Annotated in this window: 20 protein-coding genes; 7 read left to right on the top strand and 13 right to left on the bottom strand. The window is 71.8% G+C overall.

What is annotated here, in order from left to right:
* Positions 1-269 precede the first annotated feature (269 nt).
* Positions 270-1,868 (top strand): alkaline phosphatase D family protein, encoded by a 1,599-nt coding sequence (locus tag ACWC97_RS19950; RefSeq protein ID WP_450650618.1) that lies wholly within the window; start codon positions 270-272, stop codon positions 1,866-1,868.
* 91 nt (positions 1,869-1,959) lie between these two features.
* Here ACWC97_RS19950 and ACWC97_RS19945 read toward each other — a convergent pair whose 3' ends face one another.
* The 6 genes from ACWC97_RS19945 to ACWC97_RS19920 form a co-directional block, all read right to left on the bottom strand.
* Positions 1,960-3,318 (bottom strand): glycoside hydrolase family 6 protein, encoded by a 1,359-nt coding sequence (locus tag ACWC97_RS19945; protein WP_385213765.1) that lies wholly within the window; start codon positions 3,316-3,318, stop codon positions 1,960-1,962.
* Positions 3,319-3,739: 421 nt separating this feature from the next.
* Positions 3,740-3,898 (bottom strand): hypothetical protein, encoded by a 159-nt coding sequence (locus ACWC97_RS19940; protein ID WP_352274364.1) that lies wholly within the window; start codon positions 3,896-3,898, stop codon positions 3,740-3,742.
* Positions 3,899-3,964: 66 nt separating this feature from the next.
* Positions 3,965-4,915: a cytochrome c oxidase assembly protein gene (locus tag ACWC97_RS19935; protein WP_385213763.1), complete on the bottom strand. Its 951-nt coding sequence runs from the start codon at positions 4,913-4,915 to the stop codon at positions 3,965-3,967.
* Positions 4,916-5,026: 111 nt separating this feature from the next.
* Entirely contained in the window at positions 5,027-6,055 is a 1,029-nt protein-coding gene (locus ACWC97_RS19930; protein ID WP_352274366.1) for a 6-phosphofructokinase, read from the bottom strand.
* Positions 6,056-6,198: 143 nt separating this feature from the next.
* The gene (locus ACWC97_RS19925; RefSeq protein WP_352274367.1) at positions 6,199-6,927 is read right to left on the bottom strand and encodes a type 1 glutamine amidotransferase; all 729 of its coding nucleotides are present in this window, start codon (positions 6,925-6,927) and stop codon (positions 6,199-6,201) included.
* A 34-nt stretch (positions 6,928-6,961) separates the two neighbouring features.
* Complete coding sequence (locus ACWC97_RS19920; protein ID WP_352274368.1) at positions 6,962-8,200, bottom strand: Mur ligase family protein; 1,239 nt, start codon at positions 8,198-8,200, stop codon at positions 6,962-6,964.
* Between the two features lie 115 nt (positions 8,201-8,315).
* Between ACWC97_RS19920 and def the strand changes: the two genes are divergently transcribed.
* Positions 8,316-8,861: a peptide deformylase gene (gene def, locus ACWC97_RS19915; protein ID WP_352274369.1), complete on the top strand. Its 546-nt coding sequence runs from the start codon at positions 8,316-8,318 to the stop codon at positions 8,859-8,861.
* Positions 8,862-8,883: 22 nt separating this feature from the next.
* Here the strand turns inward: def and ACWC97_RS19910 are convergent, their stop codons facing one another.
* A complete protein-coding gene (locus ACWC97_RS19910; RefSeq protein WP_352274370.1) occupies positions 8,884-9,534 on the bottom strand; it encodes a TetR family transcriptional regulator in 651 nt (216 codons plus the stop codon).
* A gap of 173 nt (positions 9,535-9,707) precedes the next feature.
* Here ACWC97_RS19910 and ACWC97_RS19905 point away from each other — a divergent pair, with 173 nt between their 5' ends.
* A complete protein-coding gene (locus ACWC97_RS19905) occupies positions 9,708-10,937 on the top strand; it encodes an acyl-CoA dehydrogenase family protein (protein WP_352274371.1) in 1,230 nt (409 codons plus the stop codon).
* Positions 10,938-11,021: 84 nt separating this feature from the next.
* Here ACWC97_RS19905 and ACWC97_RS19900 read toward each other — a convergent pair whose 3' ends face one another.
* The 3 genes from ACWC97_RS19900 to ACWC97_RS19890 form a co-directional block, all read right to left on the bottom strand.
* Entirely contained in the window at positions 11,022-11,510 is a 489-nt protein-coding gene (locus tag ACWC97_RS19900; RefSeq protein ID WP_352274372.1) for a glutathione peroxidase, read from the bottom strand.
* A gap of 188 nt (positions 11,511-11,698) precedes the next feature.
* Positions 11,699-12,229, bottom strand: a complete 531-nt coding sequence (locus ACWC97_RS19895) for a GNAT family N-acetyltransferase (RefSeq protein WP_352274373.1) — start codon at positions 12,227-12,229, stop codon at positions 11,699-11,701.
* Between the two features lie 64 nt (positions 12,230-12,293).
* Entirely contained in the window at positions 12,294-14,066 is a 1,773-nt protein-coding gene (locus tag ACWC97_RS19890) for a cation:proton antiporter domain-containing protein (protein ID WP_352274374.1), read from the bottom strand.
* A 230-nt stretch (positions 14,067-14,296) separates the two neighbouring features.
* Here ACWC97_RS19890 and ACWC97_RS19885 point away from each other — a divergent pair, with 230 nt between their 5' ends.
* Together ACWC97_RS19885 and ACWC97_RS19880 are read left to right on the top strand one after the other, a co-directional pair.
* On the top strand, positions 14,297-14,746 hold the full coding sequence (locus tag ACWC97_RS19885; RefSeq protein ID WP_450650612.1) for a DUF6325 family protein: 450 nt from the start codon (positions 14,297-14,299) through the stop codon (positions 14,744-14,746).
* Positions 14,747-14,781: 35 nt separating this feature from the next.
* Positions 14,782-15,075, top strand: a complete 294-nt coding sequence (locus ACWC97_RS19880; protein ID WP_450650610.1) for an SHOCT domain-containing protein — start codon at positions 14,782-14,784, stop codon at positions 15,073-15,075.
* Between the two features lie 11 nt (positions 15,076-15,086).
* Here the strand turns inward: ACWC97_RS19880 and ACWC97_RS19875 are convergent, their stop codons facing one another.
* Complete coding sequence (locus tag ACWC97_RS19875; protein WP_450650608.1) at positions 15,087-15,782, bottom strand: hypothetical protein; 696 nt, start codon at positions 15,780-15,782, stop codon at positions 15,087-15,089.
* 69 nt (positions 15,783-15,851) lie between these two features.
* Between ACWC97_RS19875 and ACWC97_RS19870 the strand changes: the two genes are divergently transcribed.
* Positions 15,852-16,097: a DUF6011 domain-containing protein gene (locus ACWC97_RS19870; RefSeq protein WP_352274378.1), complete on the top strand. Its 246-nt coding sequence runs from the start codon at positions 15,852-15,854 to the stop codon at positions 16,095-16,097.
* 15 nt (positions 16,098-16,112) lie between these two features.
* Here ACWC97_RS19870 and ACWC97_RS19865 read toward each other — a convergent pair whose 3' ends face one another.
* Entirely contained in the window at positions 16,113-16,985 is an 873-nt protein-coding gene (locus ACWC97_RS19865) for an acyl-CoA thioesterase (RefSeq protein WP_352274379.1), read from the bottom strand.
* A gap of 46 nt (positions 16,986-17,031) precedes the next feature.
* A complete protein-coding gene (locus ACWC97_RS19860; protein ID WP_352274380.1) occupies positions 17,032-19,605 on the bottom strand; it encodes a DEAD/DEAH box helicase in 2,574 nt (857 codons plus the stop codon).
* 84 nt (positions 19,606-19,689) lie between these two features.
* Here ACWC97_RS19860 and ACWC97_RS19855 point away from each other — a divergent pair, with 84 nt between their 5' ends.
* Positions 19,690-20,481 (top strand): metal-dependent hydrolase, encoded by a 792-nt coding sequence (locus ACWC97_RS19855; RefSeq protein ID WP_352274381.1) that lies wholly within the window; start codon positions 19,690-19,692, stop codon positions 20,479-20,481.
* Positions 20,482-20,553: the final 72 nt, after the last annotated feature.

The raw sequence follows: 20,553 nt of genomic DNA, 5'->3' as shown, positions 1-20,553 counted from the left end.
CGTTAATTCTGTGGCGTGGAGACTAGGAGCAGGTCCAAAGGGTGTCAAGAGTGTCGCCGCGCCGTTGCCGACCACTCCGGAAATGGTCGATGTATCCCCAACTAACCGCCCGCGAACGGCAAAATGACCATGCGCGAGTAGTCTTGTGGCGCATGATTCCCCTGTGATATTCACGCTGTGATTACCACATGGACGGGCGTGAAATCACGCGCCGATCCCACCTCGTACCGGACGGAATTCCGTTCGACGAAGGGACGAGTTTCATGCAAATGAACAGTGGGTCAGGTGGTACTGGAGTGTTCGGAAGACGATTGATGCTCGGCGGAACCGTCGGGATGGCCCTCGCCGCCGCCGGAATGTCGGCGAGCCGGGCCTGGGGCGACAGCCGCTTCCGCGAGAACCCGTTCGCTCTGGGGGTGGCGTCCGGCGACCCGTGGCCGGACGGCGTCGTGCTGTGGACCCGGCTGGCCCCCCACCCCCTCACCCCCGACAGCAGCGGAGGCATGCCGCCGTACGCCGTCGACGTGCAGTGGGAGGTCGCCCGGGACGACCGCTTCCGCCATGTGGTCCGCCACGGCCGGACCCGGGCGGTGCCCGAACTCGCCCACTCCGTCCATGTGGAGGTCTCCGGGCTCCAGCCGGACCGGCACTACTACTACCGCTTCCGGGCGGGCGGCGTCCTCAGCCCCGTCGGCCGCACCCGCACCGCGCCCCCGCCCAACAGCCTGCCCCGGGAGGTCGACTTCGCCTTCGTCTCCTGCCAGGCCTGGTTCGAGGGCTTCTACACCGCCTACCGGCACCTCGCCGAGGAGGACGTCGACCTCGTCCTGCACCTCGGCGACTACATCTACGAGAACCCCATCGACGCCATGGGCGGCGTCCGCAAGGTACCGGTCGACGCGGCACTGCGCCCCGAGCCGATGGACCTCGTCCAGTACCGCAACCGCCACGCCCTGCACCGCTTCGACCCCGACCTGATCGCCGCCCACCAGAACCACCCCTTCGCCCTGGTCTGGGACGACCACGAGGTCGAGGACAACTGGGCGGCCGACAAGTCCAAGACCGACAACGAACCCGACCAGGACCCGGCCGTCTTCCGCCGGCGCGCCGCGGACGCCTTCCAGGCGTACTACGAGCACCTGCCGCTGCGGCTCCCGAACAAACCGCACGGATTCCAGGCCCGGATGTACCGGCGGCTGCGCTACGGCCGGATGGCCACCTTCCACATCCTCGACACCCGGCTCTTCCGCGACGACCAGCCCTGCGGCGACGGCACCAAGAGCGGCTGCGACGAACGGCTGACCCCCGGCCGCACCATCCTCGGCCCCGAGCAGGAGCAGTGGCTCTACCGGGGCCTCGGCCGCTCCGACACCACGTGGAACATGATCTCGCAGCAGATCCCGGTGACCCAGGTCGACACCGACCCCGGCCCCGGTCAGTCCTTCGTGATGGACTTCTGGGACGGCTACGTGGACGCCCGCCGACGCCTCTTCAAGGAGCTCGTCGACCGCGACGTGAGCAACCCCGTCGTCCTCACCGGCGACATGCACCGCCATCTGGCCGCCAACCTCAAGCAGGACTTCGACGACCCGGGATCGCGCACGCTCGGCGTCGAATTCGTCGGCTCGTCCATCTCCACCACCAAGGACGGAATGGACCTGGACCCCTCCGGAGCCAAGCTGCTCGCGGCCAACGAACACATCGAGTTCACCAACTTCCAGCGCGGTTACGTGCGCTGCTCACTGACCCGGGAGCGGTGCCGGGCCGACTTCCGGGTCCTCCCGTACGTCACCACCCCCGGCGCCCCGGTCTCGACCCGGACCTCCTACGTGACCGAGTCCGGCCACCCGGGGCTCCAGCGGGCCTGAGGAAACGCGGCCGCCCCCCGCCGCCGGAGCGACAGGGGGCGGCCGCGTCCGGGCGGGCCCCCACCACGACCCGGACGGACGACGCCAGCGGTCAGGCCAGCGGCGGGTAGGCGTTGCGCAGCAGCTCCTGGAACTGCGCGGAGAACCAGTGGCCCGCCAGCGGGGCGCCCGGCAGGGCCCCCGACGGGTTGTAGCCGTTGCGCCCGTTCCCGGTGTACGTCGGGTCGCACATCCGGTCGAAGCCCTTGCCCTCGTCGTTGTCGACGGGCTGGCTGTTGCCGTCCGACTCGCCCGGCGGCTTCGCCCAGACGTACGCGTCGATGCCGGGTTCGGGGGCGGCGGTCGGCCGCTCGCCGACGCCCGCGCCGCTCTGGTTGCACCAGTTCCCGGCGTGGATCCGCCGATCCACCCGGCCGCCGTCGACATAGGCGTCCACACTGGTCTGCGGTCCCGCCGCGGTGGGCCGGGCGGAACCGCCCCAGCCGTTGCGGGCCGTGTCGATCAGCATCCCGATGCCCGGGGCGAAGCCCTGGTTCACCAGCTCGGTACGGAACGCCTGGGCGAAGGACAGCTCGTCGACGTAGTAGTTCCAGTCCACCCACTTCGACTGGCGCACCGTCGTCCCGTTCACCGCGTCGGTGATCCTGACGTAGGGCTCCTTCAGGGCCGAGTAGTTGGCCGTGTTGACGATGAAGCCGTGCACGTCGGAGACCGACGCCCCCTCAGTGGTGGCGGCCCGCTTGAATTCCTGCGCGGCCGGCGTGAAGTTGGAGTCCCAGCCCAGCCAGCCGTGGTGGGCGGCGTCGACGTAGTTGTAGACGTTGGGGATCGCGCCCAGGGTGTGCAGGGCGTAGCCGACCCCCTTCTCGTAGTTGCCGTTCGCCTTCATGGTCGCGCAGGCCGCGGTGGAGCCGTCCGAGCCGCCGGCGTTGGTCACCAGGTTCGGCAGCGAGTCCGGCTCGATGAGGGCGACGATGCGCAGGCCCGCGTAGGCCGGGTCGGCGAGGATGGCGGCGATGGGGTCGATGTACTCGTTCTTGTACCGGTCGATCTCCGTGGCGCCGAGTTCGCCGTTGGAGGCCAGGGCGGAGCAGTCCCGTCCCGGCAGGTCGTAGATGACCACCTGGAAGAGGTCGGCGCCCTGTGCCAGCGCCGTGTCGAGGTGCGCGCGCAGCCCGCGTGCCCCGCTGGTGCCCGTGATCGCCGCGATGCGGTCCATCCAGACGAACGAGGGCTCGTTCGCGATGGCGCCGCCGCCCGGTTCGGCGGCGGCCCTGGCCGACCAGTCGGGATTCACGTACGGGGTGGCCCCCACGTAGGGGTTGTCCACCCGGGCCGCGGCCGAGGCCGGTGCGGGGAGGGCGACCGTCAGCGCCGCGCCCAGGGCGAGGGCGCAGAGCGCGGCGGACCTTCGGCGTGCGCGGTGGGAGGTGGTACCTGTCCTTCTCATTGCGGCTCCGTATGTCTCTCGGGTGCCCGCGGGAGGTCGGCCCACGGGCCTCGGGGATGGTGCCGTACCGGGGCGGCGGCTCGGGGAGCGCCGCCCGTACCGGGCCCCGGGGAGGGTGGGGCCCGGCGTTCAGGGATGCTCCCGGGGACGGTCGTCCGGCCGTCGCCGTGTGCGAGTCTTGATTGTGGGAGCGCTCCCAAGGTGACGTGGTGTCACGCACCTGTCAAGAGTTGAAGCGCAACGCCTTCCGTGCCGGGGGCGGGGCGCGGGCCGGTGCGCGGGGAAGGACCGCAGGTCGCGGCAGGTGGGCGGGGAACCGGAGAAGAACGTTCGGTACCCGGCGTGCGGCGGGGTCCGCGGGATGCCCGAAGCCCCCTCCATCGACGGATGAAGGGGGCTTCGTGGCGGAAGGGGGGCGGCCTCAGGATTCGCGCGTCGCCGCCATCCCCAGGGTGATCAGGCCGAGCACCACCCACCCGAACCAGAGCCAGCCGCTGCTGCCCAGGGCCACCGTGTAGGCGGTGACCACGACCAGGGCCGCCAGGGTGATCGCTCCCATGGCCTTCGTGGATCCGGACATGCCCGCACCCTCCTCGTCGGCCGGGTGGCCGTGGAGGCCATCGTCACCCCTGAGGCGTCCCCGGCGCTACTGCCCGCGCGCCTGCAAAGAGGCGAGATACGCGTTGTACGCCTCCAGCTCCTGGTCGCCGTCCCGGTCGGCCGCCCGGTCGGAGCGCTTCGCCATCCGCTGCTCGGAGTGGTACCACTGGTAGACGAGCGCGATCAGCACCAGCACCGACGGAATCTCGCTGAAGGCCCAGGCGATCCCGCCGGCCCAGCTCTGGTCGCTCAGCGCGTCGATGCCCAGCGAGGCGGGCGGGTGCTGGTACGTCCCCACCATCGGCGTCGACGCCATCATCAGCGCGATCCCGAAGAAGGCGTGGAACGGCATCCCGGCGAACAGCTCCAGCATCCGCATCACGTAGCCGGGCCGGTGCGGTCCCGGGTCGACGCCCATGATGGGCCAGAAGAAGACCAGGCCGACCGCGAGGAAGTGCACCATCATCGCGATGTGCCCGGTGGTCGAACCCATCAGGAAGTCGAAGAGCGGGGTGAAGTACAGCGCGTACAGGCTCGCGATGAACATCGGGATCGTGAAGGCCGGATGCGTGATCACCCGCATGTACCGGCTGTGCAGCAGCTTCAGTAGCAGCTCGCGCGGACCGGTCCGGCCGCGGCCCGCGACCGGCAGCGCGCGCAGCGCCAGGGTCACCGGAGCGCCCAGGAGCAGCAGGATCGGCGACAGCATGCTGATCACCATGTGCTGCACCATGTGCACGCTGAACATGACCATGCCGTAGTCGTTGAGCTTGGTGCACATCACCAGGGCGATGCTCAGCACGCCGACGACGAAGAACACCGTCCGGCCGACCGGCCAGCCGTCGCCGCGTGCCCGCAGCCGCAGTACGGCGTACACGTACAGGCCGATGGCGAGGACGCAGCCGATGAGGAAGAAGGGGTCCGCGGAGAACTGGAGCCCTCGTCCCAGCGTGAACGGCGGCAGGTCCATGTTCATGCCGTGCCCGCTGTGATCCATCTGTTCACTCCCGCCGGGGGCTTCCCCGTTTCGTGCCGGTTGTCCCGACCAGAGTAGAACTGCCCCCGGTCGCGTTCGCGGCCGGGGGCAGTGCAGGGGAGCGGGTGTCGCTCAGAGCACGCACTCGGCCTCTGCGTACCGCTCGGCCGGGACGGTCTTCAGCGTCTCCACGGCCCCGCTCAGCGGCGCCATCACGATGTCCGTGCCGCGCAGCGCCGTCATCATCCCGAACTCTCCCCGGTGCGCGGCCTCCACGGCGTGCCAGCCGAAGCGGGTGGCGAGCACCCGGTCGTACGCGGTCGGCGTGCCGCCGCGCTGGACGTGGCCGAGTATCACCGGACGGGCCTCCTTGCCGAGCCGCTGCTCCAGCTCGGAGGAGAGCCGGGTCGCCATGCCGGCGAACCGCTCGTGCCCGTAGATGTCCTTGGTGCCCTGCTCGACCTCCATCGCCGAGCCGGGGCGCGGCTTGGCGCCCTCCGCGACCACCACGATCGCGAACTTCTTCCCGGCCGAGAACCGCCTGCCGACCACCTCGGTCAGCTCGTCTATGTCGAAGGGGCGCTCCGGCACGACGATGGCGTGCGCACCGGCCGCCATGCCCGAGTGCAGGGCGATCCAGCCGGTGTGGCGGCCCATGACCTCGACGATCAGCACCCGCTGGTGCGATTCGGCGGTCGTCTTGAGCCGGTCGAGCGCCTCCGTCGCGACCCCGACGGCGGTGTCGAAGCCGAAGGTCACATCGGTGGAGGCGATGTCGTTGTCGATGGTCTTCGGGACGCCGACGATCGGCAGGCCCGCCTCGGAGAGCAGACTGGCCGCCTTCAGCGTGCCCTCGCCGCCGATCGGGATGATCGCGTCGAGACCGAGGTCGGCGACGTGGCCCCGGGCCTGCTCGACACCGCCGCGCAGATGGGCGGGCTGGACCCGGGAGGAGCCGAGGATCGTGCCGCCGAGGGCGAGGATGCCGCCCACCGCGTCGAGATCCAGCTTGCGGTAGTCGCACTCCAGCAGCCCCTTCCACCCGTCGTGGAAGCCGATGACCTCGTCGCCGTGGTCGACCACCGCGCGATGCACGACGGAACGGATGACGGCGTTCAGGCCGGGGCAGTCGCCGCCGGAGGTGAGCACACCAATTCGCATTGCCCGGGAAACCTTTGCAACGTGGGCCGACGACCGGACCCCGTCGTCCGGCTGGTTCCCCGCCACCCTACCGGCGTGGGGTGGCGGGACCGAACCAGGCGTCCACCTGCTGGAATCCGCTCAGAAGAGCGAATCCGGCCTCATCAGGCGGGCTGTGTCGCGGACGCGATGCGCTCGGAGCGCAGCGCCTCGTACCAGCGGTCGTCCGTGGGCGGCAGCGCGTTGACATCGAGGGCCAGCTTCAGCAGCAGGTCCGCGATCTGCGGGTTGCGCGCCATCACGGGGCCGTGCATGTACGTACCGAAGACGGTGTCGTTGTACGCGCCCTCGGTGCCGTCGCCGGTGCCGTTGCCCCGGCCGAGCTTCACCCGGGCGAACGGCCGGGCCGTCGGGCCGAGGTGGGTGACGCCCTGGTGGTTCTCGAAGCCGGTCAGCGGCGGCAGTCCGAGCTGCGGGTCGATGTCGGCCAGTACGTCGCCGACGCACCGGGCGCCCTCGCCCCGGGTGGAGACCACGTCGAGCAGGCCGAGGCCGGGCTCGCGCTCGCCGAGGTCGTTGATGAACTCGTGGCCGAGGATCTGGTAGCCCGCGCAGACCGAGAAGATGATCGCGCCGTTGGACGCGGCCCGGCTGAGCCCGCCGTCCCGGCGCAGCCGCTCCGCGGCCAGCCGCTGCGGCCGGTCCTCGCCACCGCCGACCAGATAGATGTCACCGGACGTCGGAACCGGCTGGTCGCTGCGGACGTCGACGCGCTGCACGTCGAGCCCGCGCTGCCGGGCCCGGCGCTCCACCACCAGGGCGTTGCCCTGGTCGCCGTAGGTGCTGAGCAGGTCGGGGTAGACCCAGACCAGGCGCAGACCGTTGTTGCTCATGCTTCGTCCTCTCCGGAGTTGCCCGGGCCCGGGGTCAGTTGCCGACACGGCGGCGCAGATCCTGGAAAGCGGTGTAGTTGGCGATGACCTCGATGCGGCCGGGCGGGGCCTGCTGCACGGCCTCGTCCAGGGTCTCGCAGACCCGGAAGTCGAGCCCGGCCACTTCGAGGCGGACCGCCAGGTCCAGCTTGCGGTCGCCGAGCACGAAGATCGGGTGCCCGGCCAGCTGGGTGTAGTCCACGTCCCACAGCCAGGAGGTGTCCGTGCCGTCGGCGCCGCGCGCGTTGACGGAGAGGATCACCGGCGTGGGCGGCGGGTCGATCAGCGAGAACGTCTCCAGCCAGCCCGCCGGGTTCTTCGCCAGCAGCAGCCGCAGCTCACGGCCGAGGAAGGACACCACGTCGTACCGGCCGGCCACCGCCTGCACCTGGTACATGCGCTCCAGCGCGACCTGCGGCGGCACACCGAAGACGGCGGCCACGGCGGCGGAGCTGGTGGCGTTGGCCTTGTTGGCGCGGCCGGGGAGCTGGAGGTGGATCGGCCAGGCCGAACCGTGCGGGTCCAGGACGTAGTCGCCGTGCAGCACCCAGCTCGGGGCGGGCCGGCGGAATCCGCACTCGCCGCAGAACCAGTCGTCGCCCGGACGCTGCATGACACCGCCGCAGGAGGGGCAGGACCAGGCGTCGTCCTTCCACGCCTGGCCGGCCGCCACCCACACCACGTTGGGGGAGGAGGAGGCGGCCCAGACGATCAGCGGGTCGTCGGCGTTGGCCACGATCACGGCCTTCGAACCGGACAGCCCCTCACGCCACTTCTCCGCCAGCATCCGGGTCTCCGCCGCGCGGTCCAGCTGGTCGCGGGAGAGGTTGAGCAGCGCGATCACCTTGGGCGTGGTGTCGCGGGCGACCCCGGCGAGGTACTTCTCGTCGACCTCGATCACGCCGTACTGCGCGTCCGAGCCGCCCGCCAGCGCCGAGGTGATGCCCGCGGGCATGTTCGCCCCGAGCGCGTTCGACACGACCGGGCCGGCGGCCCGCAGCGCCTCGGCGATCAGCCGGGTCGTCGTCGTCTTGCCGTTCGTCGCCGACACGAGGATCACGTCCAGGTGCTGCGCCAGCCGCCCCAGCAGGTCGGGGTCGAGCTTGAGCGCCACCCGGCCGCCGATCACCGATCCGCTGCCGCGCCCCGCGGCGCGTGAGACCGCCGCCGCGGCTTTGCCCGCCGTCACGGCCAGCTTGGCCCGTGGCGACAGCGGCTCCGTGTTGCCTGCCATCGTCCTAGATCCTCCTTGCATCGGTCCGCCGCCCAGCCTATCGATGTCCGGAGCGAAGGCCGCACCCTGGCACCGCCGCGAGGGCCGGGCACCTGCGGAACGTACGATTGCGGGCATGCGAAACCGCCCGATCCCCGGCAGTTCCGGACTGATTCGTGCCATGAGTCTGCTCGGCGATCCGGTGCTCCACCAGGCATGCGAACCCGTCACGGAGTTCGGCCCCCCGCTCGCCCGGCTCGTCGAGGACATGTACGCCACCATGTACGCGGCCGAGGGCGTGGGCCTCGCGGCCAACCAGATCGGCGTCCCGCTGCGGGTGTTCGTCTACGACTGTCCGGACGACGACGAGGTGCGCCATCTCGGCCACCTGGTCAACCCGAGGCTCGTCGAGGCCGACGGCGTCACCGTGCGCGGTCCGGAGGGCTGCCTCTCGCTGCCGGGCATCGAGGCGGGCACCGAGCGCTTCGACCGGGCCGTCGTCGAGGGAGTCACGGTGACCGGTGAGCCGGTCCGGGTCACCGGGACCGGTTTCTTCGCGCGCTGCCTCCAGCACGAGTGCGACCATCTCGAAGGCACCGTCTACACCGACCGGTTGACCGGACTGCGCCGACGCAGGGCGCTGCGCGCGGCCGGCCGGGCGCCCTGGGCGCGCGAGGGCTGACCGCGTCCGGCGCGCCGCGGTCTCAGAAGCCGGGGCCGCCCGGCCGGTCGGCCGCCGCGGCCACCCCGCCCCACAGCAGGTCGGCCAGGCTGCGGACCAACTGTTCGCGGGAGCACGGCCGTTCCCCCAGCCACCAGTCGCCCGCGGCGTGCATCATGCCGACGATGCCATGGCCCCAGATGCGGGCCATGGCCGCGCTGTCCGGCCCCAGGTCCACCCGCTCGGCGATCACCTGGGCGAGCTCCTCGCCGAGCCGGCGCAGCAGCGGGGCCGAGTGCCGTCCGACGTCGAAACCGTGCTCCGCCGAGGGGGCCGCGTCGTCGGACGGGTGCATCAGGAAGCGGTAGACCTGCGGGCGGGCCTCGATGGCCGCGAGGTAGGTGTCGAGCGTCGACTCGACGCGCCGACGGCGGTCGGAGGGGGCGTCGAGCGCGGCGCGCAGGGCGACCAGCAGGGCGTCGGTGTGGCGCTTGGCGAGGGCGCGGTAGAGCCCGCCCTTGTCCCCGAAGTGCCGGTAGAGGATGGGCTTGGTGATGCCCGCCTCCGCCGCGATGGCGTTCATCGAGGCCCCGGGGCCGTCCCTGAGCACCACGCGGTCGGCGGCTTCGAGCAACTCGCGGCGGCGGTTCTCGGCCGCCGTCCGCTGGCGCTCCGCCTGTCGTGTGCTCTCCATGTCGTCTCTCCCCGCCCCTGGCCGTGCGCCTGCGTCCTGCCTGCGCAACGTAACACTCCGCCCAGCTCCGCGCGGATGGGGACCGGGGCGGTTGACAGAGGCTACTTGTCGGTAACAGACTGCGGTTACCGCAAGTAACGAGTGGTTTTTCACAGCAGTACGTGGAGGGGAAGATGGCGGAGTTCACGCTCGAACTCAACGACGACCAGAAGCAGGTCCGTGACTGGCTTCACGGCTTCGCCGCGGACGTGATCCGTCCGGCGGCCTCGGAGTGGGACGAGCGCGAGGAAACGCCCTGGCCGGTCATCCAGGAGGCCGCCAAGGTCGGCATCTACTCCCTCGACTTCTACGCCCAGCAGTTCTTCGACCCGACGGGACTCGGCATCCCGATGGCGATGGAGGAGCTCTTCTGGGGGGACGCGGGCATCGCCCTCTCCATCGTCGGCACCGGCCTGGCGGCCGTCGGCGTCCTCGCCAACGGCACCGAGGAGCAGATCGGTACCTGGATACCGCAGATGTACGGCGACGCCGAGGACGTCAAGGTCGCCGCCTTCTGCTCCTCCGAGCCGGACGCGGGCTCCGACGTCGCCTCGATGCGCACCCGCGCGGTCTACGACGAGGCCAAGGACGAATGGGTGCTGAACGGCACCAAGACCTGGGCGACCAACGGCGGCATCGCCAACGTCCACGTGGTCGTCGCCGTGGTCGACCCGGAGCTGGGCTCCAAGGGCCACGCCTCCTTCATCGTGCCGCCGAACACCCCCGGCCTGTCCCAGGGCCAGAAGTTCAAGAAGCACGGCATCCGCGCCTCGCACACCGCCGAGGTCGTCCTGGAGGACGTACGGGTGCCCGGCCACTGCCTGCTCGGCGGCAAGGGGAAGCTCGACGAGCGCCTGGCGCGGGCCCGCGAGCGCGCCAAGGCCGGTGGCGGTGAGCGGGTGAAGAACGCCGCGATGGCCACCTTCGAGGCGTCCCGCCCGGCGGTCGGCGCGATGGCGGTCGGCACCGCCCGCGCGGCGTACGAGGTGGCGCTGGACTACGCGAAGACCCGCACCCAGTTCGGCCGCCCGATCATCGACAACCAGGGCGTCGCCTTCCAGCTCGCCGACATGCGGACGCAGATCGACGCGGCCCGGCTGCTGGTCTGGCGCGCCTCCTGGATGGCGACCACCGGCAAGCCGTTCACCTCGGCCGAGGGCTCCATGTCCAAGCTGTACGCGAGCGAGACGGCCAAGAAGGTCACCGCCCAGGCCATCCAGATCCTCGGCGGCAACGGCTTCACCCGGGAGTACCCGGTGGAGCGGATGCACCGGGACGCGGCGATCTACACCATCTTCGAGGGCACCAGCGAGATCCAGCGCCTGGTCATCGCCCGCACCCTCTCCGGCATGCCGATCCGCTGACCGCACGCCACCCCGCGCGAACCGACCCGGCCGCCGGGCGGGACCGGACTTCCGGACCCGCCCGGCGGCCGGGCGTACGACGGGTCAGGAGGGCAGCTGCGCCTCGATGGCCGCGACGAGTTCCGGAGCCTCCGGGTCCGTACCCGGGCGCAGCCGCGCGACCGGCAGCCCGGCCGGGGAGATGAGGAACTTCTCGAAGTTCCACTGGACGTCACCGGCCTCGCCGTCCGCGTCGGCCAGCTGGGTCAGCTCCGCGTAGAGCGGGTGCCGGCCCTCGCCGTTCACCTCGGTCTTCTCCAGCAGCGGGAAGGTGACGCCGTAGGTCGTCGAGCAGAAGGTCCCGATCTCCTCCGCCGTCCCCGGCTCCTGGCCCGCGAACTGGTTGCAGGGCACACCGAGCACGGTGAATCCGCGCCCGCCGTAGGCCTTCTGGAGCCTTTCCAGGCCCGCGTACTGCGGAGTGAGCCCGCACTGGGACGCGACGTTCACCAGGAGGACCGCCTTGTCGCGGTAGTCGGCCAGGGAGGTGGGCTCGCCGGTGAGGGTGCGCAGGGGGATGTCGTGCAGCGTCATGTGGGTCTCCTCATAGGTATGGCTACCGGGATCATTGTCCCGTCCCGGACGACCCGTCGGAAGCCGGTCGCCCGGCCGCCGGGGCGCCGGTACGCCTCCTGCCTGCGCGTTCCCGCTCCGGCACCGACCCCGGCGGCCGGGCGGACGGATGCGACGAACTGCCATTCCCCATACTGGAGTTCGGGCCCTCAGAGGGGGACCGGACCGATCTCCTTGTAGTAGAGCGTCGTCGGACGCAGCACCCCGGTCGGGTCCGCCGCGTAGCCCGGGATCGAGCCGCACTCCGTCCAGCCCGCGGCACGGTAGAGCCGCTCGGCCGGGCTTCCGCTCTCGGTGTCCAGGACCAGCAGGGAGATCCCCGCGTCGGCGGCCGACCGCTCCACGGTGTCCAGCAGCGCCCGACCCAGTCCCTGGCTGCGGGCCGAGCCGCGCACCATCAGCTTGGCGACCTCCGCGCGGTGGCGGGCGTTGGGCAGGGTGGCCCGCGCCAGGCTGATGGTCCCGGCGATCCGTTCGCCGTCCCGCGCGATCCAGATCCGCAGGGGCCCGTCCTCGACGCTCCCGGCCCGCTCCCGCCACCAGGCGGCGGCCGCCGCCCGGTCCAGCGGAGCGAGGAAGCCCACCGACGCCCCGTCCGCCACGGCGTCGATCAGGAGCGCGGCCAACTCGTCGGCGTAGGTGATCAGTTCGGGTCCGCTCACCGGAACGATCTCGGTCATGCGCGGGGTCCTTTCGCGGGGGTCGCGGTCGTCGTCGGGAACCATCATCGCCGTGCCCCGGGCCTCACGCGGCACCCGGTGCGGCGGGCGGGGGAGCGAGGAGCACGGCAGTGTCGCCCGGCCGGGGCTCGGGGGCACCGGTCCGGGTGACCGGGTCGAGGCCGCCGTCCGCGCGGACCACGAACAGCACCTCGTGGCCCGCCGGGACGGCCCCGTCGGCCCGTAGCGCCAGCACCCGGGCCCCGGCCTCGTACCGGCGGGCCAGCTCCGGTCCGGTCAGCCCGGGACGGAACAGCGGCTCGCCCCCGGTGTACGGCGCCACCACGCCCTGGTCGCCCGCGGCGGGGGCGAGGCGGTGCACCCGGCCCTCGACGCTCTCCCGGAGCGTCATCGCGGCGAGCGCGTTGAAGTCGTCCTCCCCGGTGAGCAGCAGCACCCCCGTGATCCCCTCCAGCTCCGCCCCCGCACCGGAGGCCGCCGCGAGCAGCTCGCCCGGGGCCAGGCGCAGCCCTGCCTCCTCGATCCGCGTCCGCTGCCGCCCGGCACCCGCCCACATCAGCACGTCCAGCCCCGCCGAGCGCAGCGCCAGCCCCAGATCGACCGCCCACGGCTCACCGCCGACCAGCAACGGCCGGGAACGCGAGGGACGCAGCACCCCCAGCCACTGGGCGACCGGAAACGCCGTCAGCCCGTACAGCGTGACGGTCGCGACGATCACCACGAACGTCGCGGGCAGGATCCGCTCCGCGCCGCCGACGCCCCGCGCCACCAGGGTCTGCGAGAACGTGGCGGCGGTCGCGGCGGCGACGATGCCGCGCGGGGCCATCCACCCGATGAACCACCGCTCCCCGCCCCGCACCCCGGTGCCGGCCGTCGACAGCAGCGTCACCGACGGACGCACGACCAGCACCAGGAAGGCGGACAGGGCGAGCGCGGGCAGCACCACATGGCGCAGCGAGGCGGGGGTGACCGTGGCCGAGATGGAGACGAACAGCAGGCCGATGATCAGCGAGACCAGGGTGTCCAGGAACGGCCGCCGGGCCGGGAGGTCCAGCCCCGGCAGATTGGCCATGGCCACGCCCATCACGATCGCGGAGATGAGCCCGGTGTCCTCCCGGACCGCGTCGCACACGGCCGCGACCCCGACCACCGCGGCGATCTGCGCCGACGCCGCCAACTCCTCGGTGAGCCGGACGCGGCGCAGCAGCAGCCACAGCAGCCCGGCCCCGACCACCCCGCCCAGCACCCCGACCGCCGCACTGGCCGAGAACTGCTCCACCTGGCCCCCGAACCCCCTGACCTCGTCGGCGGCCACCGCATGGAAGACCAGCGCCCCCAGGATGCCGCCGACCGGATCGATCAGCGCACCCTCCCAGAGGAGCACCCGCCGCACCCGCTCCCGGGGCCGTACGAAATTGAGCAGCGGCCCGACGACCGTCGGCCCGGACACCACCAGGATCGCCCCCAGCATCACCGCCGCGCCCTTGGACATGCCCAGCACCGGTGCCGCGAACAGCGCGCCGGAGATCCAGGTGACCAGCGTCCCCAGCCAGAGCAGCCGCACCACCACCCGCCGGGTGTCACCCCGCAGCCGGGCCGGTTCCAGGCCGAGCCCCGCCTCGTAGAGGATCACCGCCACCGCGAGCGAGACCAGCGGGGAGAAGGCCCCGCCGAGCAGCTTGTCCGGATGGACGGTGTCCGTCAGCGCACCGGCGACGAACCCCACCGGCAGCAGGACCAGCAGCGGGGGCACCCGCAGCCGGCTCGCCAGCACCTGCGAGCCGACCGCGAGCACCACGATCAGACCCGCCCCCACCATGACCTGATCGGCCGTCATGCCCGTCCCTCCTCCGCAGCGCAGGCGCGATCATCGCCGCACCCCGGCACCGGCGCCGGGCGCGGCTCGCACCGCTCCGCCATCGGGAGGACCCGCCGTCCCTCCGACGGAGCAACCGGCCACCGGGTCCCGGCCACGGCCGAGATGCGTACCGGCCCGCCCCCTGTTCCAATGACCAGGGCACAGGCCCCGGGCCCGACCCGGGGCGGTCGAGACGCCAAGGAGCCGGTGTGAGCAGCGAGACCGACGAGACGGGGCCGGTCGACTACCTGGTGGTCGAGTTCCCGGGAAACCGGATGACGGGCGAGGGACTGCCCCTCCTGGTCGATCTGGTCGACCGGGGCATCATCCGCATCCTGGACCTGGTCTTCGTCAGGAAGGACCGGAACGGCACGGTCGCGGGGGTGGAGCTCGCCGAGCTGACCGGGGACGGACACGACGGACTGGCCGTCTTCGAGGGCGTCTCCTCCGGGCTGGTGGGCCGCGACGACATCGACGAGGTGGGCGCCGTCCTCGAACCGGGCAGCTCCGCCGGGATCGTCGTCTACGAGAACACCTGGGCCGGGCCGTTCGCCGCCGCCCTGCGCCGCTCAGGCGGACGCATCGTGGCGGGCGGGCGCATCCCGCTCCAGGAGGTCCTCGCCTCCCTGGACGCCGCCGAGGCCGCGGCCAGGTCCTGAACCGCCCACACGAGCCGGCCAGAGGAGAACGCACCATGCCAGGACTGCTTCGCGGCGTCGCCCGCACCGCGGTGATCGCCGGAACCGCCACCTCCGTCTCCAACCGGGTCTCCCGGCGCCAGGCGGGCCGCTGGGCCGAACAGGACGCCCTGCGCGGCCAGGAGGAGGCGGGCTATCAGGCAGCGCCACCGCCGCCCACCACCGTCGCGCCGGAGGACGAGATGAGCAACAAGATCGCCCAGCTCAAGGAGCTCGGCGACCTCAAGAGCCAGGGCGTACTGACCCAGAGCGAGTTCGAGGCCCAGAAGGCCCGCATCCTCGCCACCTGACCGGCACCCGGCTACTTCTTCGCCCTCCCGGTCCTCTTCCGCTCCTCCTTCTCGTCGTCCCAGGGCGAGCCCAGCCAGCCGTCGAAGGAGCGGACCAGGGCGCTCAGGGCCGCCGCGAGCCGCTGGTCGACCCAGTGCGCGCGCACCTGGATCACGTCGCCGTCCGAGCGGAACTCCAACGGCACCTCGCCACCGGCCCGCCAGACGACGCGCCGGGGCCCGCGCGCCACCTCGCCCCCGTCGTTCAGCAGACTGCCCACCGCGATCGCCACCTGGACGCCGGACAGCAGCCACCACACGTACCACCAGAAGACGCGGCCCTTGTAGCCGACCGCTTCCGGGCAGCCCGCCTGCGCGACCGTCCAGCGGGTCCGCAGCCCCTTCCCGCGGAGGGCCTGCTCGCGGACCACGGTGCCGATGAGCCCGCCGTGGGTGTCCAGCACCCGGTACGTCGCGACGCCGTGTGTCGCGGAGGCGGTGACCACGGTGGCCATCCGGGTCCGGCGTCCGGGGTCGGCCCAGAGCACGAAGGACCGCGCCCCCGACTTGCGGGCCGCGAGGTACGCGGGTATCCCGCCCTCCGGGAGCTCGCGCTCCACATGGGCCACGACCCGGGGCCCGCCGCCGGCCGAGTGGGCCAGCTCGACGACATGGCCGACGTCCCCCTCCGCCGCCGTGGCCCGCCGCAGCGTCACCGCCCTGCTCACTCGCCGATTCCCTCCCTCTGCTCCGTTCCGACGTCGCACGGGGGACGGACGGCCTGGGAAGATCGACGGGTGGAATCCGCCGAGCTCTTCCCCGAGCCCCTCCCCGCCCCCGGCGCCCCGACCGGCGACGCGCCGGACGAACCCGCCGCCCGGCGCAGGGTGGTGCGCTGCCGCCTGTGCGGCCGTCCGCTCACCGGTACGGCATCACGCCGCACGGGCCTCGGCCCCGCCTGCGACGCCAAGCTCCACCCGGCGCCCGCGGACATCCGCACCCGCCGCCACGAGGTCGAACAGGACCCGCTGCCCGGCACCTGATCCGCCGGACGCGTCCTACGACCCCAGCCGCCGGAACAGCCCCTCCTGCACCACGGACACCAGCAGACGGCCGTCGCGGTCGTAGATCCGCCCGCGCGCCAGCCCTCGCCCACCGGTGGCGACCGGCGACTCCTGGTCGTACAGGAACCACTCGTCGGCCCGGAACGGCCGGTGGAACCACATGGCGTGGTCCAGGGAGGCCATGTCGAAGCCGCGCGGACCCCACAGCGGCTCCACCGGGATGCGGACGGCGTCCAGCAGCGTCATGTCGCTCGCGTACGTCAGCGCGCAGGTGTGCACCAGCGGGTCGTCGCCCAGCGGACCGACCGCCCGCATCCACACCGCGCTGCGCGGGTCGGCGTCCCTGACCTCCTCCTCCGTCCACCGCAGCCGGTCGACGTACCGGATGTCGAAGGGCTGGCGCCGGGCCATCCGCTCCAGCGCCTCCGGCAGCGCGCCCAGGTGCTCACGGACCTCCTCGGCGACGGTCGGCAGTCCCTCGGGATCCGGGACCTCGCGGGACGGCGGCAGCTGGTGCTCGAAGCCCGCCTCCTCCGGACGGTGGAAGGACGCGGTCAGGTTGAAGATCGTCCGGCCCTGCTGGATCGCCGTGACCCGGCGGGTGGTGAACGACCGGCCGTCCCGGACCCGCTCCACCTGGTACACGATCGGCACCCCCGGCCGCCCCGGCCGCAGGAAGTACGCGTGCAGCGAATGGACCGGCCGGTCGCCGTCGGTGGTCCGGCCCGCCGCGACCAGCGCCTGCCCGGCGACCTGGCCGCCGAAGACCCGCTGGAGCGACTCGTGCGGGCTGCGCCCCCGGAAGATGTCCACCTCGATGCGCTCCAGGTCGAGCAGATCGACCAGACGCTCGGCGGGATTCGTCATACGGTTCCCCTCCACTTCCGCTCCCGTCCCACAGCCGCCCCACGGATCACAGCTGCCCCACGGAGGTGACCCTGACGACGGCCCGGCCCTCCTCGTCGGAGGCGGCCAGATCGATCTCCGCGCTGATGCCCCAGTCGTGGTCGCCGTTCGGATCGGCGAAGCTCTGCCGCACCCGCCACAGCCCGTGCGCCGGGTCCTCCTCGATCCGCAGCAGCTTCGGGCCCCGGGCGTCCGGGCCGGTGCCCAGATCCTCGTACTCGTCCCAGTAGGCGTCCATCGCCTCGCCCCAGGCGTCCGCGTCCCAGCCCGCCTCGCCGTCCAGCTCGCCCAGCTCGTCCACCCGGTCCAGCGCGGCCAGCTCCACCCGGCGGAACATCGCGTTGCGCACCAGCACCCGGAAGGCGCGGGCGTTCGCCGTCACCGGCTTCACCTCGTCGGCCTTCTCCTGGGCCTCCTCCGCGGTCTCGACCTCCGGGTTGGCCAGCTGCTCCCACTCGTCGAGCAGGCTGGAGTCCACCTGGCGCACCATCTCGCCCAGCCAGGCGATCAGATCCTCCAGGTCCTCGGACTTGAGGTCGTCCGGAATGGTGTGCTCCAGCGCCTTGTACGCGCTCGCCAGATACCGCAGCACGATGCCCTCGGTCCGGGCCAGCTCGTAGTGCGAGGTGAACTCGGTGAACGTCATGGCGCGTTCGTACATGTCGCGGATGACGGACTTCGGGGACACCGGATGGTCGCCCACCCACGGGTGGCTCCTGCGGTACACGTCGTACGCGTGCCACAGCAGCTCGCTCAGCGGCTTCGGGTACGTGACCTCCTGGAGCAGCTCCATCCGCTCCTCGTACTCGACCCCGTCGGCCTTCATCCGCCCCACGGCCTCGCCGCGCGCCTTGTTCTGCTGCGCGGCCAGGATCTGCCGGGGGTCGTCCAGCGTCGACTCCACCACGGAGACCATGTCCAGCGCGTACGAGGGGGAGTCCGGGTCCAGCAGGTCGAACGCGGCCAGCGCGAAGGTGGACAGCGGCTGGTTGAGCGCGAAGTCCTGCTGGAGATCGACCGTGAGCCGGACGATGCGGCCCTCCGCGTCCGGCTCGTCGAGCTGCTCCACCACACCGCCGTCCAGCAGCGAACGGTAGATCGCGATGGCCCGCCGGATGTGCCGCAGCTGCGCCCGGCGCGGCTCGTGGTTGTCCTCCAGCAGCCGCCGCATCGCCTCGAATGCGTTGCCGGGGCGGGCGATCACGGACAGCAGCATGGTGTGCGTGACCCGGAAACGGGAGGTCAGCGGCTCCGGATCGGACTGGATCAGCTTGTCGAAGGTGGTCTCGGACCAGGCGACGAAGCCCTCGGGGGCCTTCTTGCGGACCACCTTGCGCTTCTTCTTCGGGTCGTCGCCCGCCTTCTTGACGGCCTTCTCGTTCTCGATGACGTGCTCGGGCGCCTGGGCCACCACGAAGCCGGCCGTGTCGAACCCGGCCCGGCCCGCCCGGCCGGCGATCTGGTGGAACTCCCGGGCCCGCAGCGTACGGACCCGCGTCCCGTCGTACTTGGTGAGCGCGGTGAAGAGCACGGTGCGGATCGGGACGTTGACCCCGACGCCGAGGGTGTCCGTACCGCAGATCACCTTCAGCAGACCGGCCTGGGCCAGCTTCTCCACCAGCCGCCGGTACTTCGGCAGCATGCCGGCGTGGTGCACCCCGATGCCGTGCCGGACGTAGCGGGAGAGGTTCTTGCCGAACTTGGTGGTGAAGCGGAAGTTGCCGATCAGATCGGCGATCTTCTCCTTCTCCTCCTTGGTGCACATGTTGATGCTCATCAGCGACTGGGCCCGCTCGACCGCCGCGGCCTGCGTGAAGTGCACGATGTAGACCGGCGACTGCCGGGTGTCCAGCAGCTCGGTCAGGGTCTCGGTGATCGGGGTCAGCCGGTACTCGTAGCTGAGCGGCACCGGCCGGGTCGCCGAGCGCACCACGGAGGTGGGGCGGCCGGTGCGGCGCGTCAGGTCCTCCTCGAACATCCGGACGTCGCCGAGCGTGGCCGACATCAGGACGAACTGGGCCTGCGGAAGCTCCAGCAGCGGGATCTGCCAGGCCCAGCCGCGGTCCGGCTCCGCGTAGAAGTGGAACTCGTCCATCACGACCTGGCCGATGTCGGCGTACTTGCCGTCACGGAGCGCGATGGAGGCCAGCACCTCGGCGGTGCAGCAGATCACCGGGGCGTCGGCGTTGACCGAGGCGTCGCCGGTGAGCATGCCGACGTTCTCCGTACCGAACAGCTTGCACAGGTCGAAGAACTTCTCCGAGACCAGTGCCTTGATCGGCGCGGTGTAGAAAGTGACCTTGTCCTGGGCCAGCGCGGTGAAGTGCGCACCCGCCGCGACCAGGCTCTTCCCGGAGCCGGTCGGGGTGGAGAGGATCACGTTCGCGCCGGAGACCACCTCGATCAGCGCCTCCTCCTGGGCCGGATAGAGGGTGATGCCCCGGTTCTCGGTCCATGACGAGAAAGCCTCGAAAAGGGCGTCGGGGTCGTCGGTCGGGGGCAGCTGATCGATAAGGGTCACGCCCCCATCTTGCCTTCCTTCCGCCCGGATGAGGGAACCGGACGACCGTATGAAGATCATGAGCGATACGCTTCGCACTCAACTCGGCCATGCCCGGGCGGCCATGGCGGCGAAGCGAAAAGACTCTTGGGGGCGGGAAGAACCATGATGGGACCGGCACACTCTCTGTCCGGGGCGGCGGCCTGGCTGGGGGTGGGTGCCGCGGCTTCCGCCGCGGGCCATCCGATGCCCTGGCCCGTCCTGGTCGTGGGCGCGCTCATCACCGCCGGAGCGGCGCTCGCCCCGGACCTCGACCACAAGTCCGCGACCATCTCGCGCGCCTTCGGTCCGGTGTCCCGGGGACTCTGCGAGATCGTCGACAAGCTCTCGCACGCCGTGTACAAGGCGACCAGGATGCGCGGCGACTCCAACCGCAACGGCGGGCACCGCACCCTGACCCACACCTGGGCCTGGGCCGTCCTGATCGGCGCCGGGGCCTCCGCCGCGGCGATCACCGGCGGCCGGTGGGCGGTCCTCGGGATCCTCTTCGTCCACCTGGTGCTCGCGGTCGAAGGGCTGCTGTGGCGGGCAGCCAGGATGTCCAGCGACGTCCTGGTGTGGATGCTCGGCGCGACCAGCGCCTGGATACTGGCCGGTGTGCTGGACGAGCCGGGCAACGGCTCCGACTGGCTGTTCACCGGACCCGGCCAGGAGTACATGTGGCTCGGGCTGCCGATCGTGCTCGGCGCCCTGGTCCACGACATCGGGGACGCGCTGACCGTCTCCGGCTGCCCGATCCTGTGGCCCATCCCGATCGGCCGCAAGCGCTGGTACCCGGTCGGCCCGCCGAAGGCCATGCGGTTCAAGGCCGGCAGCTGGGTGGAGCTGAAGGTGCTGATGCCGGTGTTCATGGTGCTCGGGGGAGTGGGCGGGGCGGCCGCCCTGAACGTCTTCTGAGGGCCGGGAAGCTCTGCGACGGGCGGGCCGGGGGTACGCACCCCGGCCCGCCCGTTCGCCTGTACCGGCCGG

The sequence above is a fragment of the Streptomyces sp. NPDC001108 genome (genome assembly GCF_053598535.1).
Note: the sequence above shows the minus strand (reverse complement) of the source record. Positions and strands in the feature narration are given on the sequence as shown.

What these genes read in the sequence shown, in the direction of transcription:
- ACWC97_RS19920 (WP_352274368.1), bottom strand. Translation starts at nt 8,200, where the DNA reads ATGGCAGGCAACACGGAGCCGCTGTCGCCACGGGCCAAGCTGGCCGTG.
- ACWC97_RS19855 (WP_352274381.1), top strand. Translation starts at nt 19,690, where the DNA reads ATGATGGGACCGGCACACTCTCTGTCCGGGGCGGCGGCCTGGCTGGGG.
- ACWC97_RS19950 (WP_450650618.1), top strand. Translation starts at nt 270, where the DNA reads ATGAACAGTGGGTCAGGTGGTACTGGAGTGTTCGGAAGACGATTGATG.
- ACWC97_RS19880 (WP_450650610.1), top strand. Translation starts at nt 14,782, where the DNA reads ATGCCAGGACTGCTTCGCGGCGTCGCCCGCACCGCGGTGATCGCCGGA.
- ACWC97_RS19930 (WP_352274366.1), bottom strand. Translation starts at nt 6,055, where the DNA reads ATGCGAATTGGTGTGCTCACCTCCGGCGGCGACTGCCCCGGCCTGAAC.
- ACWC97_RS19900 (WP_352274372.1), bottom strand. Translation starts at nt 11,510, where the DNA reads ATGACGCTGCACGACATCCCCCTGCGCACCCTCACCGGCGAGCCCACC.
- ACWC97_RS19860 (WP_352274380.1), bottom strand. Translation starts at nt 19,605, where the DNA reads ATGATCTTCATACGGTCGTCCGGTTCCCTCATCCGGGCGGAAGGAAGG.
- ACWC97_RS19910 (WP_352274370.1), bottom strand. Translation starts at nt 9,534, where the DNA reads ATGGAGAGCACACGACAGGCGGAGCGCCAGCGGACGGCGGCCGAGAAC.
- ACWC97_RS19925 (WP_352274367.1), bottom strand. Translation starts at nt 6,927, where the DNA reads ATGAGCAACAACGGTCTGCGCCTGGTCTGGGTCTACCCCGACCTGCTC.
- def (WP_352274369.1), top strand. Translation starts at nt 8,316, where the DNA reads ATGCGAAACCGCCCGATCCCCGGCAGTTCCGGACTGATTCGTGCCATG.
- ACWC97_RS19945 (WP_385213765.1), bottom strand. Translation starts at nt 3,318, where the DNA reads ATGAGAAGGACAGGTACCACCTCCCACCGCGCACGCCGAAGGTCCGCC.
- ACWC97_RS19935 (WP_385213763.1), bottom strand. Translation starts at nt 4,915, where the DNA reads ATGGATCACAGCGGGCACGGCATGAACATGGACCTGCCGCCGTTCACG.
- ACWC97_RS19905 (WP_352274371.1), top strand. Translation starts at nt 9,708, where the DNA reads ATGGCGGAGTTCACGCTCGAACTCAACGACGACCAGAAGCAGGTCCGT.
- ACWC97_RS19890 (WP_352274374.1), bottom strand. Translation starts at nt 14,066, where the DNA reads ATGACGGCCGATCAGGTCATGGTGGGGGCGGGTCTGATCGTGGTGCTC.
- ACWC97_RS19940 (WP_352274364.1), bottom strand. Translation starts at nt 3,898, where the DNA reads ATGTCCGGATCCACGAAGGCCATGGGAGCGATCACCCTGGCGGCCCTG.
- ACWC97_RS19865 (WP_352274379.1), bottom strand. Translation starts at nt 16,985, where the DNA reads ATGACGAATCCCGCCGAGCGTCTGGTCGATCTGCTCGACCTGGAGCGC.
- ACWC97_RS19895 (WP_352274373.1), bottom strand. Translation starts at nt 12,229, where the DNA reads ATGACCGAGATCGTTCCGGTGAGCGGACCCGAACTGATCACCTACGCC.